The organism is Candidatus Nanopelagicales bacterium, from assembly GCA_028687755.1.
Classification (GTDB): domain Bacteria; phylum Actinomycetota; class Actinomycetes; order S36-B12; family S36-B12; genus UBA11398.
In genome coordinates, this window is the sequence record JAQTZL010000001.1 from 494,460 (window position 1) to 507,937 (window position 13,478).

Sequence of the window (13,478 nt, forward strand, 5' to 3'; positions counted from 1 at the left end):
TTCCGAATAGGGACCCGGCTATGGTTGGGAATCCTTGCACTGCTGGTCTTCTTTTGGGCGCTGAGCCTCTTTGCGGTCAAGCTGTATCCAGGTCTACCGACGCCCCCTGAGTTCACGCTTTGGGGGCTTCCGGTTTTGCGGTACACCCGAGATATCACCTCGATGGTGACCTTGGGTTGCATCGCCATCGGAGCGTTCCTCATCATTGGCCGCTCCCCTGCTGTACTGCGCTGGGCTACTGGCTGGGTAACCGTTTGGTTGGCTACGTTGATTGCACTCACGGTGTTCACCCTCAGCGACATCGAAGCGATCTCGCCGTTGGCTGCACTTAATCCCAATACCTGGTGGAGTTTCCTCAGCGGCACCTACATCGGCCGAGTCTTTGCCTTTCAGCTGGTGGCAGTCACTGCACTGTGGGTACTCCTGGCCATCGCCAATCGCCGCACTGCAAGGGCGTTGGTGTGGTCAGCCCTGATCCTTGGACTCGCAGCGTGTGCCGCACCCGCATTGCTTGGTCACGGCGGGTTTTCCAGCGAGCACGTCGCAATGACGATCAGTCTGGGTATTCACATTGCAGCAGTCTCACTGTGGGTTGGTGGATTGGCCGTGACAGTGGCGGCACTCGCGACTGATCGATCATTGCTGGCAACCTTGATGCCCCGCTTCTCGATGATGGCCCTGTGGTGCGTGGTGGTTTTAGCCGAGACAGGACTATTGAACGCTTCTTTGCGGGTGGGTTCTGCCAGTTCTTTTGTTGGATCGATCTACGGGTCATTGATTCTGGTGAAGGCACTGCTCCTGGGCTGGCTCATTTGGTTTGGGTGGCAGCAACGCTCCAAGATCCTGCCTTCACTTACTCAACGGTCGGACGCTCGACTTGCAATTAGCGCGTATGCAGGAATTGAATTCCTTCTGATGGCTGTGGCGATCGCAGTATCTATCACCTTGTCTCGCATTGGATTTGAGGCAGCTACAGCAACTGCTGGGCTCTTCACGCCAATTGCAATCCTCGTGCTCGCATTAGCCGCTCCCCTGCTCCTGGCGAAGACACACAACGGACCCAAACTCACGACAAAAACATCATTCAGCCGCAATTTCCCAGAGCTTGCTTCCGTCGTGCTCGTCGTTGCTGTCATTGAAGTGTGTGGAATTGGCATCACTACCTCGATATTTGGCATTCAATTCGGAGTGATTGTTGGTTCCATCCTTCTCTTTGCTGCAGGTTGGTTTTGGTCAGTGTCAATCGATGGCCCTCGTCGTCAAACCGGAGTGATCATGGCCATGGTTGGGTTCCCGCTCGCTATCTTGGTGACAAATGCAATCGTGGATACCTCAACTGACTGGCGCATTATTGCCGTGACTATTGCAGCTACCGAGGTGCTACTCGTTGCGCAACTGCGTGCTCGAAGTACCGCTCAACAAGATCGCGATGCATTGGAGCCCACATATGTCTGACCAGACTTCGCTACCGGAATTGACTCCCGAACAGAAAAAGACTAAGCGCCGCAAAGATCTTTGGCAACTTGATATACCTCTCGTGCTTGGTCTGTTGCTCTGTGGTTTCTTGAGCGTGATCGAGTTTCGACGTGCGTTCGAAGGTGTCGGTCGAGCATGGGTCTACGCCTTCCAATGGCCCCTCATCGGCGCAGTGTGCTGCTGGATTTGGTACCGCTATCGCACTGAAGGAAACGTCACTCAAGGGTTTATCAGTAAATGGAAACAACGTGTCGCAGCACTTGAAGCTGAAGCCAAGTCGGCCGAACTACATAACGACGAAGTCAAAGCAGGTGTAACGCCTGATGATCCTGATCTACAAGAATGGCAGCACTACGTCGAAGACCTCCAGCGTCGCGAACCACCAGGTCACCCACCAACACAAAAGTAGTTGCTGCCACTTATGACTCTAGGCGGGCTCGGAACTGCCTACTTCATTGCGGAGGCTTGCACCCACTGAATCTTCATACCCAGGGTGTTAGCGGGATCCGTCCAAGCTAACACTTCAGACTGCGCGATCACTGCGATTCCGGCTGCTTGTAGCCGAGTGCAAGTGTCAGCAAGATTTGGAACCGCAATGCAAAACGAGTGAAGGGTGTCTCGACCACTTTCTCCTTCATTCCGCTTTGCTAGGCGAATCACTACATCATTGATTCGTAGATCAATGACTTCTTGGCCAAGATCGCGTGGTAATCCATCAACGCGTGTTGTTTCAAGGATTCCAGAGAGCACAGCGGCACTTTTTGATGGATCGGCAACTTCCATTGAGAGCCATGCAAAGCTTGCGCCTTGAACAACACTTGAAGATGCAGAAGGTGGCAAGGCAGCTGGAATGTCACGCGGATCATTATCGAATTCAGTGTCGGTGAGTTCAATTAACAGCCCAGCAGTGTCGGCAGGGTGCATGAAGAAGTGTCGACCAGGCAGGTCCACTCCAGTAATGCGAATGTCGCTGCGACGCAGCAAGGTCTCTGAACGCCAAAGGTCATCCACTGTCCACGCCACGGAATGCAAACCAACCCCATATTTTGCAACGAAGGAACCTAACTGACCCTGGTCATCTGTTGCCACAAAAACACAGATGGGCAACGTGCCCAGCCAAATCATTTCCGTAAAGGCACCTGACTCCTCAGATACGCCGTCTTCGTTGCTACCCCCTTCGAACGGGATTCCACGCACCTGACGCATTCCTGAATCAATGCGCACAGCACCGAGCACCCGCTCACACCACGTTGTCAACGAATCTTCTGGTCGGGCAGCCAAACCTAAACGGTGAAAGTACCCCGGTTGGACTAATTGAGCTGAACTCGAATGCATTGCAGACATACGCGGACTCCCCTGTCCAGATGAACGTTGCACAAACTTAGGGCGCGAATGTGCAACTTGGAAGGTTCACGGCAACAAAAGGGGCGAAAGACCCTATGGGCACACACCTTCGGGGATTGATACTTGGAGTGCGAGAACTTCGCCTAGAACAAGGAGGTGCGCTATGCGCGCGAGGAACATGCATCATGCAGGTGTTGGAGCAGTTCCACTGGTTGTTGCTGTTGATTTCTTGGAGTCACGAATCTGGAAATTAGAGCACGTCGAGGATGACAGCGGTAAGCACATCACTGCGGCTACCCCATGGGGCATTCACAAATTGCATAGCAAGAAGGTTGATTCCATAAACCTACATTCCGTCACTGCGGACCCTAAATATTGGGCAGCATTGTCAAAGGAGGTTGCGGGCGCGACCGACATCGTGCTTCTGGGACACGGCAAGGGCAAAGCTAACGCCAGCCACCTCTTTGCTGGTTACTTAGAGAAACACCACAAGGATGTTGCACATCGCATCCAAGGTGAAATTCGATGCGATATTGATTCCATCACTGATGCACAACTGATTCAGATCGGTCGAGACTTCTTTGAACGGCTAGACGTGCTTGCATAATTCAAGGCTGCAAATCCACACCTGAAATACAGCCCTTGAAAAGCCTTCTTGTCTTAGAGAACCTTGGACAAGAAGGCTTTTGTACGTTCGTGCTGCGGATTTGTGAGTACATCGCGTGGATGCCCCTTTTCAACGACAACACCGTCGTCCATGAACACCAAACTGTCGCCTACTTCACGGGCGAATCCCATCTCATGGGTCACCACAATCATGGTCATGCCATCTACAGCAAGTTGACGCATCACATCGAGCACTTCACCCACCAGTTCTGGGTCCAGTGCGGAGGTGGGCTCATCAAACAACATCAACTTAGGCTCCATCGCTAGCGCACGAGCGATAGCAACGCGTTGCTGTTGCCCACCTGAAAGCTGGCGAGGATAGGAATTGGATTTATCGGCAAGTCCTACCCGCTCTAAGAGCACTTGGGCACGGGCCCGCGCAATCTCAGAAGATTCCCCGCGCACCCGCATTGGCGCCTCGATAATGTTTTGCATCACGGTCATGTGCGGGAAGAGATTGAAGCGCTGAAAAACCATGCCGATTTCGCGACGCTTCTTGGATGCATCTCGATCTTTTAACTCATAAAGTTTGTCGCCATGTTGGCGGTATCCCACGAGTTCACCATCAACAGATAGCCGACCGCTGTCAACCTTCTCTAGGTGATTGATACAACGCAAAAAGGTTGACTTGCCTGAGCCTGATGGGCCCACCAGGCAGAAAACCTCACCACGTTGCACTTCAAGGTCGATACCTTTGAGTACCTGGAGCGAACCAAAACTCTTGTGGACGCCTTCGCTTTTTACCATGGGTACGTTCATCGCACACCACTATTTGAGTCGAGCAAAGTTGAAGACGGCGGCGTTGGTGGCTGCTGATGGAACCTGAAAAAGTTCCGCCGCACACTTTGCATAAAGGATTGCGAAGAGCCTGACGATGAGCCCCTGCCGTAATGACGTTCAATGTAGTACTGACCGATCGTCAATAAGGATGTCAAGAACAGATACCAAATACTGGCCAAAATCAACAGTGGGATTGTTTGGTACGTGCGTGCGTAAATTTGCTGAGTGTTGTACAGCAGTTCTGGCATCGCCACCACAGATACCAAAGACGTGGTCTTGAGCATACTGATCACTTCGTTACCGGTGGGCGGAATGATTACTCGCATCGCTTGTGGCAACACGATGCGCCGCATTGTTTGCGTACGACTCATACCAAGTGCTGAAGCTGCTTCAACCTGCCCCTCATCAACAGATTGGATACCGGCACGTGAAATTTCGGCCATATATGCGGCTTCGTTAAGCCCCAAGCCTAGAAGCGCTGCGATGAAGGGTGTGATGACCGAGTTGGTGTCCCAAGAAACAAAGGTTGGTCCAAAGGGGATGCCTATAGAGATATTTGGAACCAGGACCGCCAAGTTAAACCAGAAAATTAATTGCACGAGCACTGGCGTACCGCGGAAGAACCAGATGTATCCGTAAGCCACGTTCGAGAGAACCGGGTTAGGCGATAACCGCATCACGGAAAGCACAACACCCAAAGCAATACCAGCAAACATTGCCACGATGGTGATCCAGATCGTGGCCCACACACCTTCAAGAATCTTGTTATTAAAGAGGTACTGCCCAATCACATTCCATTCGAACGCGGGATTTGTCAGAGCCATATTGATGAACATGGCGACAAACAACAAAATTACTGCCGTTGCAATCCAACGTCCAGGGTGGCGAACAGGGATCGCCTTGATCGGCTCAGGCCGCACATGTTCAGTCACTTCAACCCCTTGACCCTAGAAACATGATGGTGGGCACTGCCGAAGCAGTGCCCACCATCCTTGCAAATCAAACCTTTGGATTCACTTCCGAAGTCGTAATCACACTGGTTGAAAGGTTGTACTTGTCAGCAAACTGCTGGTAAGTGCCATTGTCGATCAACTTCTGGAAAGCAGCCTGGAGGGCTTGTGCAACGCCACTACCCTTTGCGCTCAATGCACCCAGCAGCACTGGGTTGAGCAATGGACCTGCAGGCACTTCAAACTTTCCATTTGAGTTCTGCGAGATTGTCGCGGCATTCGCACTGTCGGTTACTAGAGATTCCACACGACCGCTTTGCAACGCAATTGGCATTTGATCAGAAGCTGCAATCACAGTGAAAGCGATCTCTGGCTTGCCCGCCTTCTTGCATTCGGCATTGAGCTGTGGTGCCGAGTCTGTTTCTTGGGTACTGCCCTTGAGAACACCAACCTTGGTGCCACACAACGTGGTATCCAGAGCTAGGCCCTTTGGGTTACCAACCGGCACGACACCAGCATCGCCCGAGCTCATGTAGGTAGCAAAGTCAACCTGCTTCTCTCGCTCACCGGTAACCGTGAACGATGAGATACCAGCGTCGTAACGCTTGCTGATAACCGACGGGATGATCGAGTCAAATGACGAGTTCTTGAACTCAACCTTCAAGCCCATCAATTCTGCTGCAGCCGTCGCTAAATCGATGTCAAAGCCAGTGAGAGTGGTGCCATCAGCCTCAGTCATTTCAAACGGTGGGTAACCAAGTTCAGTTCCGAAAGTGATCACACCCTTCGCAGCTAAATCAGCCGGCACAAGTGCTACTACCGCTTCATCGGCTGTGACAGCTGACTCGGTAGGAGTGGCACTCTCGCTACCGCCACAAGCTGACAACGTAAGTGAAAGTGAGATTGCCATAACGGCAGCAGCGCCGATGTGACGCTTGCGCAGAGCGAGCATGAATCCTCCTAGAGTTGAACGAGCACCATGCCCGATCGATGTTTCCATCCGGTTACTTTGCTGAACTAATCGTTTTCTCAGCCGCAAGGAGTTGCCCCATGATTCGGCGCGCTTTTGCGATGCCTTCATCCTGGGCAATCAATACGTCTGATTCATTGCTTGGGCGAGACTTTAGGCCAATTTCTTGCCATTCGAGGGCTTCTTTGTCCTCAATCAGCACCGTGGCGAGGCCGTCGACGAGTTCTTCGGTGGCCCATTCCTGATCGATGCCGAAATTGCGGGAAAATGCGTAGTAATAATGCGAATTATGGGCATCAATCGGGGTGATCCCGTTCATTACCTTGATCAGGAAGCCTTCCTCACGCGGACGCCCCTGGCCAGTAATTCCTGAATGCAGAGCATGGAAGCTGGGAAGGTAGAACTTCGTGCAATGGAATCGGTCGTACAGGCCCTCAGTGCTCATGGTCTTGGCATAGAGCGGTGGTGCCTGGACCCTCGGCATCAAACGATCCACGCTCACCATGGTGCCTTCAACCTCAACGGTGACCCCATGCTGATAGATGTAGTCATCCCCAACCGTGGAGAGGTGAATAAAGGATTCGTGGGTGAGATCCAGCAGATTGTCATGAATGAGCTCTGCGCGGCATTGGAAATGGAAGCTGTGCGTGACTGTCGCCCATTCGGGGTCACTCATCCAGTGAGTGTCTGGCACCAGTGACTCGTCGGCTTTGCCCGCGTCACCTGTCCAAATCCAAATCCAGCCGTCCTTCTCAACTATTGGGAAAGAACGCACCCGAGCGCGCTGAGGGATGATCGATTGGGCGGGGATGCGCACACACGCACCCGAGCAATCAAATTGGAACCCGTGATACCCGCATTCCAATATGTCTTCAACCACGCGGCCCGCGGAGAGTGGGTATCCGCGATGCGCACAGCGATCTTCAAGCGCGACTGCGGTGCCGTCGAGTTTGCGATAGAGCGCTACGGGAATCTCGCAGATGACCTTGCGAATGGGCTCTCGCGATACTTCCGTTGACCAGGCAGCGACATACCAAGCATTCAGGACGAACATGCACTCTCCCTTCGCTCGATCGATTCAGCACTGTTTCGCAAATATGCGATGTGAAACACGAAGCGAAGCGTAATGACTAGACCAGTTCGTATGCGCGGTAGTGGAAACCACCATCAACAACCGCACCGCGACCTACGGCCTGGGTTCGGTTCAGCCAGTCGTATTTTTCAGCAGATGTTTCAAAGGTAATCATGACTTTCCAGTTGATCTTTGACTCGTCATATGGCTCACCTTTGCGTGCCTTGAGTACTTCATCCCATGGCTCGATAACACCCTTGTAGGACATCAAAATCTTGGCACCGTCATCAGTTTCGATAACGACGCGAATATCGGGCACCAATGCGTTGTCGGGACGACGGATCGCATAATCAATGCCTTCGATCACGCGAGCATTAATCCGTGGGCCTTTGACCCAACCACCAGTTATCGTGCCCACTGCGCGATAGCCCGATGGCGTAGGTCCCAGATCGTGCGCAGGCTTACTTGCTGACGCAAGCTCCATGAGGAACTCGAACAAGAATTCAAGTTCAATCGGACGATCTGGTGACACTGCAGCCATGGTCTTCTCTCGTAATGATGAAATCGATGAATACAACAGTCTTAGAACTTCGAAAGAATGTTTTCGCTCAAGTCTTGGTAGCGATCCTTTGATTCCGATATCGAATCTGACCAAAGATCAGCAAGTACCCAGTTCACACCGATGTCGCTGAGTTCACCAATGGCCTGAATTTTTTCTTCGTTACTTGCCTGTGAATCTGGGCGAAGCGCTGGAGTTGATGCCTGCACTGAGATCTCACTCATGGTGCGGCCATTGGCTTCAACCAGTGGTCGAAGGTTCGCAAGCGCTTCAGCAAGATCAGCTGTGGTTTCAATATTCTTCGTACGCGCTGTCTTTGACAAGGTTGGTGAACCCATCATGACCGACCAACCCTGACCCCATGCAGCAAGACGACGCATTGTGAGGTTGCTGTTTCCACCAAGCCATAGCGGTGGATGCGGAAGCGTTACAAAACCAGGCAACACGAGCTGATCAAGGGCTTCGTAGTTAGGTCCGGTGTGCGTGACAGGGCGATTTCCGCCTGCCATGCGAATAACTTCAATGGCATCGTCAAAAATGACGTTGCGGTTTTCAAAATCAACACCAAGCGCTGCGTACTCAGAGCGCAGGTAGCCCGCACCGAAGATGAACGAGGCGCGACCACCGGAGAGCACATCAACTGAAGCCATGCCTGAAACGGTGAGCAAAGGGTTGCGATACGGAAGCACGATTAAGTGACTGAAGAGTTCAATTTTCTTGGTGACTGCTGCACAGAATGACAACATGGCAAAGGGATCAAAGGCCTCGTGTCCGCCGCCTTGCAGCCACTTCTGTGAAGGCGCTGGATGATCAGTAATACCAAGCCCCTGTACGCCAACATTTTCAAGATGCTGAATAACGTCGATCATGTTTGCAGGCTTAACCCACTCGCCACCAAGGTCTGAACGCACTGGGTAGTCGGTAATGAACTTCATTCTTGATTCCTTTAGTAGTGGTGAGTGAGTAAGACGAATTAACCGAGACTTGCCCAGTAGTCCTTGATGACATCTGAAGTTGTCACCAAAGCGATATTGCGGATTGTGTATTTCAAGAGGTCATCAACGTAGGTCATGGGATCACCTGCGATGCAGTCACGTGGCACGATCATTCGGTAGCCAAGGTTCATGCCTTCAATTGCGGTGCCCACCAGCGACAGGTTCGCCGAGACACCGGTCAAGATCACTGTGGTGACGCCGGTGTTACGGAAGTACATATCGAGCGAGGTTGTAAAGAAGCCAGTCATTCCCTGCTGACGCTCGAGATAGATATCTTCAGGGCGCGGGGTCAGCTCAGCAACGATCTCGCCGTGACCACCGCTCCATTCGCGCTCCCCTGTCATTTTGCGATGCACGAAGGTGTTGTTGGCATGGCCGAAGCGATCCTTGCGGCGTTGATCGCAGACGAAGTAGACGCGTGATCCCACTGATCGAGCAGAATCGGCCAAGCTGGCGATGTTTGCAACCATATTGTTTTCAACGGCGGCCTTCGCTAACCCTGGCAGCACGGATCGGTCAGGAAGTACCAGGTTTTCTTGAACTTCAAGGGCCACGACGGCGGTGGTTGCCGGATTAATGAACGGACCTACATCAATCGCCATTGCACGCACCTTTGTTCATTGGATTCCGGAAAACCGCCATGAGGCGATAAGCCTTAATACACTACTGTTCCGAAAAAATATCCTCAAGGAATTTGAGCATTTAATGCGACAAATCACCCTCACCGCACACGAATCGGGGAACCATGAGCATGCTCGACGGCATTCGAGTTCTTGATCTGACCATGTGGGCATTTTGCCCAGCTGCTGGCTCGGTTCTGGCCGAGTGGGGTGCTGACGTGATTCATATCGAAAATGCCAATGCCCCCGACCCCATGCGCCTGTTCGGAGGCGGCAGTATTGAACCAGGCAAATCCCACTGGATGTTCAAGCATTACAACCGCGGCAAGCGAGCGATCGCTCTGGATTTGGCCAGCGACGAAGGCCGCGAAGTGCTCTATGACCTAGTGCGCAATTGCGATGTCTTCCTCACCAGTTTCTTGCCTGCTACGCGTAAGAAGCTTGGCTTCGATGTCGATCAACTTCGCGCCATCAACCCCAACCTCATCTACGCAAAGGGCACGGGAGCTGGCCCACTAGGCCCAGAAAGTGAACGCGGTGGCTTTGATGGCGCATCGTGGTGGGCCCGTGGCTCACTCGCAGCGACCGCAATGGAAGTCACCAACACTGATTTCCCGCCAGCCATGCTCGGCCACGGCGACGGCATGTCGGGCCTGGTGCTTGCCGGCGGCATCGTTGCAGCATTGTTCAAGCGCGAACGCACGGGTGAAGTCACAGTCGTTGACTCGTCGCTCTTTGGAACCGCAGCCTGGTTCAATGCGCCCGCGATCATCGGTGAAACAGTCGATCCGGCAAACAACACCATGGGGAAATTCAGTGCACGCGAAAAGCGCCACTGGAGTGTTGGTGATTACGCCACAGCAGATGGCCGCTACGTGCATCTCACCTTCTTAGGTGACCGTCAAGATCAATGGCTTGATCTTTGCAACTTGCTCGAGCGCAATGATCTTGCTGACGATCCACGATTTCTCACAGCGGTTGAACGTGCCGCGAACACTCTTGCTTTGATGGACGAACTTGATGCTCAGTTCGCAACAAAGACACTGAACGACTGGAAGCCAATCCTGAATAAGGCCAAGGGCGTGTGGGCTCCAGTGCAAACTGTTGGGGAAATGGTCAACGACCCTCAAGCGCAGGCCAACCGCATGATCCGCATGGTCACCGACGAAGGTGGCACCCAGCCAATCGTGATGCCACCTGTCATGTTCAATGAAGATGCCGGCCCAGGTAATCCGGCTCCGAACTTTGCCCAACATACGAATGAAGTTCTCGCAGAAATTGCTGGTCTTACGCAGGAAAGAATTCACGAGTTGCGTAGCAGCGGAGCCATTGCATAAGCCGTTGATCCTCTGGCTGATCCACTGGATGGTTTTTGCCAGCGAATTGTGACTTTCTCAACTACTGTGGAACAACAGCGCAATTGAAAGAGGACATGATGGGTTCACTCGACGGCAAGGTTGCATTCATTACAGGTGCGGGTCGCGGCCAAGGCCGTTCGCATGCGGTGCGCATGGCCGAAGAGGGCGCCAACATCATTGCTGTGGATGTCTGCAAAGACATTCCACTCCTCCCCTACGCGATGGCAAGTTCTGCAGATTTACTGGAAACAGTTCGTCTAGTTGAAGAAGCCGGTGGCAAGGCAATTGGCGTCGAAGCCGATGTTCGCGATGTGGATGCCATGAATGCTGCGGCCAAGCAAGGCTTTGAAGCGTTTGGTCGCATCGACATCATCATTGCAAACGCAGGGATTGCCGCGCAGCAGGTGGAGGAAGGTGATCCGTCAGCACTCTTTAATCTCACGCTTGCCATCAATGCTTTCGGTGTTCGTAACACCATTCATGCCGCGGTGCCGTACACGATCGACGGTGGCAACGGCGGCGCAGTAGTGATCACCAGCTCAACCCAAGGGTTACAGGGTCGTGGCGGCAATGGTTCGGGAGCCGGCGATGGTTATGTGGCTTCAAAGCACGCCGTGGTGGGTCTTATGCGCTCTTGGGCTCATTGGTTGGCACCACACATGATTCGCGTCAACACCATTCACCCAACAGGTGTTGATACCTACATGATCACCAACCCCGCGTTTCAGGACTACATCAAGGTCATGGCTGGCAAGTCAGATGGCCTCCAAAACCTCATGTCCGTTCCCGTGGTGCACGTTGAAGACATTACGAATGCAGTGATGTATCTGGTTTCCGATGCAGGCCGTTATGTCACTGGCGTGACCTTGCCTATTGATGCCGGCTTTAACGTTCGCTAATGAATCCAATTGACACAGCTAAGCGCTATATCGAACTGTTTAACACTCAACAGTTCACAGCAATGGGTGAACTCTTTGCCGAGGATTCAATCTGGGAAGGCCCGACTGCTCAAACACCTATTCGCGGGCGTGTAAATATCATTGCGACCTATAGCGCGATGGAACAGATGAACATGGATTTGCAGATGACCGGAATGCACTTTCATCGCGATGGCAACACTGTGATCGCGGAAATTGCTACTCATTCGTCGCGTGGACCGGCAGGGCGCGTTGCCGACGTATTCGAGATTGATCATGAGGGTCGAATAGTGCGCATGACCGGCTATGCGAGCGTGTACGAGATCGCCTCGCCCTGACTATTTCGATAACTACGCGCGGGATCACACTCAAAGTCACCACATATTGCGCCCTTAGTGATTCTGTTGAGCGCATCGTGATTACCGAGTAGTCACAGAGTTCTTTCAACTGCAGGCCTTAGCTCTAAACCATTGGCGAGCCCTGCCCCCCCCTATTTGGAGGGTCCTCTTGGCAGTCGAGAGGTGTCTGCAATCAGATAACCTAAAAAAACACATCGCTTCGAACAAGCAGCAACACAATCGTCGACACCTGAATGAGGACACCGTGGGCACTGGACTGACAAGAACACTGTTGACCACTGGAGCTTTGACCATCAGCACGATGGCTCTCACAGCAGGCTCGGCGTTTGCAACGACCGCCGCAAACTTCAACGCTCCTATGTTCGGCACGACCGCCACATTGACTGAGGCGCGCATGCCCACCTATGCACAGGTTTCCTGTTCAGATGCAAAATGTACAAACGGTGTGATTCCTAGTGCTCAGGGTGGCTTTACTCAGTACTCAAGCCCGGCAGTGGCATCTGGTGGGGTGTTTGCTACGTCCCCAGGCTTCATAGCCAAGCTCAATAAATCTTGGTCAAATGTCACTCAAGAAGACTCAGTTAACTACTCGGCAATGACAATTAACTTCACTCAGTTTGCACCAAACACTGATTTGACAGCATTGGTCACCAGTAATGCCGCTGAACTGAAATTGCCATTGACCGCTCAAGAAAAGACAGGGTCAACATCCACCTGGTCAGGCTCTGCGGTCATCGATGGCGATAACTGGAATGTTGTGTATGTAGCACAGGGCGATGCAATTGTGCGCGCCGTATGTCAGCAATTTGGAACAGAAAAGGGCTCCGTGACCTGCCCGATGCCAAATGTTCGAACTCTCGCACTCCAAGTTGTGAACACACCGCCTGCCACGTCACTGGCCGAGGCCACCTCGATTGCAGGTTTGATCCCCCAGACTCCTAGCCAACTCAAGCCCGTGTTGCTGAACATTGAGCCCGCTCAAGCGTTATGGACCTCAAACGCGCCTGGCGCCCAACTCAATCGAGCAATGGCGATTCGCAAGAATTCCGTCGCTCTGCAATACGGGATTCAGGGCTCTCCTCAACTGACGCTGCGCACCAAAGTCGCTGCGATTGCCACTGAAACACCAGCACGTCCATTTGTGAAGACGATCTGCGGTAAAGCTGTCGCTTCAACCGACACCTGCAAGCTCTCCAAGTTGCCAGGTGAGTCTTACGGATTCATCGGTGCTTCGAGCAAGCAAGCAACACCAAATGAAGTTGCACGAATGAGCCTTCATTTCACTGGCTCAAACAAACTGGGCGATGCTTCGTGCGGCACACTCACCCCACGCGAAGGCGGATTGACCAAGAACGAACAAGCCATTTGCAAGGCTGCGTTTGTGAGTTTTGCCAACGCGGTCGTGAAGTAAT

15 protein-coding genes are annotated in these 13,478 nt (G+C 52.7%); 7 read left to right on the forward strand and 8 right to left on the reverse strand.

The genetic code is table 11. The features are described from left to right. The first annotated feature begins 24 nt into the window (after positions 1–24). Both PHN51_02580 and PHN51_02585 read left to right on the forward strand, forming a co-directional pair. Entirely contained in the window at positions 25–1,455 is a 1,431-nt protein-coding gene (locus PHN51_02580; protein ID MDD2817668.1) for a CopD family protein, read from the forward strand. Beyond that, positions 1,448–1,885, forward strand: coding sequence for a hypothetical protein (locus PHN51_02585; GenBank protein MDD2817669.1), 438 nt, complete (start codon positions 1,448–1,450; stop codon positions 1,883–1,885). The genes PHN51_02580 and PHN51_02585 overlap by 8 nt, the downstream gene beginning before the upstream one ends. A 38-nt stretch (positions 1,886–1,923) precedes the next feature. On the opposite strand, the gene PHN51_02590 is transcribed toward PHN51_02585, so the two are convergent. After that, complete coding sequence (locus PHN51_02590) at positions 1,924–2,820, reverse strand: hypothetical protein (GenBank protein ID MDD2817670.1); 897 nt, start codon at positions 2,818–2,820, stop codon at positions 1,924–1,926. A gap of 163 nt (positions 2,821–2,983) precedes the next feature. Between PHN51_02590 and PHN51_02595 the strand changes: the two genes are divergently transcribed. Then, positions 2,984–3,427, forward strand: a complete 444-nt coding sequence (locus tag PHN51_02595; protein MDD2817671.1) for a hypothetical protein — start codon at positions 2,984–2,986, stop codon at positions 3,425–3,427. A 53-nt stretch (positions 3,428–3,480) separates the two neighbouring features. On the opposite strand, the gene PHN51_02600 is transcribed toward PHN51_02595, so the two are convergent. From PHN51_02600 to PHN51_02630, 7 genes are all read right to left on the reverse strand, one after another. Next, positions 3,481–4,233: an amino acid ABC transporter ATP-binding protein gene (locus tag PHN51_02600; GenBank protein ID MDD2817672.1), complete on the reverse strand. Its 753-nt coding sequence runs from the start codon at positions 4,231–4,233 to the stop codon at positions 3,481–3,483. A gap of 8 nt (positions 4,234–4,241) precedes the next feature. Then, positions 4,242–5,198 carry an amino acid ABC transporter permease gene (locus PHN51_02605; protein MDD2817673.1) on the reverse strand — a complete coding sequence of 319 codons (957 nt, stop codon included), beginning with the start codon at positions 5,196–5,198 and terminating at the stop codon, positions 4,242–4,244. A 67-nt stretch (positions 5,199–5,265) separates the two neighbouring features. Then, positions 5,266–6,168, reverse strand: a complete 903-nt coding sequence (locus tag PHN51_02610) for an ABC transporter substrate-binding protein (GenBank protein MDD2817674.1) — start codon at positions 6,166–6,168, stop codon at positions 5,266–5,268. Between the two features lie 52 nt (positions 6,169–6,220). Then, positions 6,221–7,240, reverse strand: coding sequence for an aromatic ring-hydroxylating dioxygenase subunit alpha (locus PHN51_02615; protein ID MDD2817675.1), 1,020 nt, complete (start codon positions 7,238–7,240; stop codon positions 6,221–6,223). Between the two features lie 76 nt (positions 7,241–7,316). After that, complete coding sequence (locus PHN51_02620) at positions 7,317–7,799, reverse strand: DUF3237 domain-containing protein (GenBank protein ID MDD2817676.1); 483 nt, start codon at positions 7,797–7,799, stop codon at positions 7,317–7,319. Positions 7,800–7,840: 41 nt separating this feature from the next. Continuing rightward, on the reverse strand, positions 7,841–8,752 hold the full coding sequence (locus PHN51_02625) for a TIGR03619 family F420-dependent LLM class oxidoreductase (protein ID MDD2817677.1): 912 nt from the start codon (positions 8,750–8,752) through the stop codon (positions 7,841–7,843). A 38-nt stretch (positions 8,753–8,790) separates the two neighbouring features. Next, the gene (locus PHN51_02630) at positions 8,791–9,414 is read right to left on the reverse strand and encodes a cysteine hydrolase (GenBank protein MDD2817678.1); all 624 of its coding nucleotides are present in this window, start codon (positions 9,412–9,414) and stop codon (positions 8,791–8,793) included. A gap of 143 nt (positions 9,415–9,557) precedes the next feature. Here PHN51_02630 and PHN51_02635 point away from each other — a divergent pair, with 143 nt between their 5' ends. The 4 genes from PHN51_02635 to PHN51_02650 all read left to right on the forward strand — a co-directional run bounded on the left by PHN51_02635 (position 9,558) and on the right by PHN51_02650 (position 13,477). Further along, complete coding sequence (locus PHN51_02635; protein ID MDD2817679.1) at positions 9,558–10,769, forward strand: CaiB/BaiF CoA-transferase family protein; 1,212 nt, start codon at positions 9,558–9,560, stop codon at positions 10,767–10,769. A 98-nt stretch (positions 10,770–10,867) separates the two neighbouring features. After that, on the forward strand, positions 10,868–11,689 hold the full coding sequence (locus tag PHN51_02640) for a mycofactocin-coupled SDR family oxidoreductase (GenBank protein MDD2817680.1): 822 nt from the start codon (positions 10,868–10,870) through the stop codon (positions 11,687–11,689). Continuing rightward, the gene (locus PHN51_02645) at positions 11,689–12,045 is read left to right on the forward strand and encodes a nuclear transport factor 2 family protein (protein MDD2817681.1); all 357 of its coding nucleotides are present in this window, start codon (positions 11,689–11,691) and stop codon (positions 12,043–12,045) included. Before PHN51_02640 ends, PHN51_02645 begins: the two co-directional genes overlap by 1 nt. 265 nt (positions 12,046–12,310) lie before the next feature. Then, positions 12,311–13,477 (forward strand): hypothetical protein, encoded by a 1,167-nt coding sequence (locus tag PHN51_02650; GenBank protein MDD2817682.1) that lies wholly within the window; start codon positions 12,311–12,313, stop codon positions 13,475–13,477. Position 13,478: the final 1 nt, after the last annotated feature.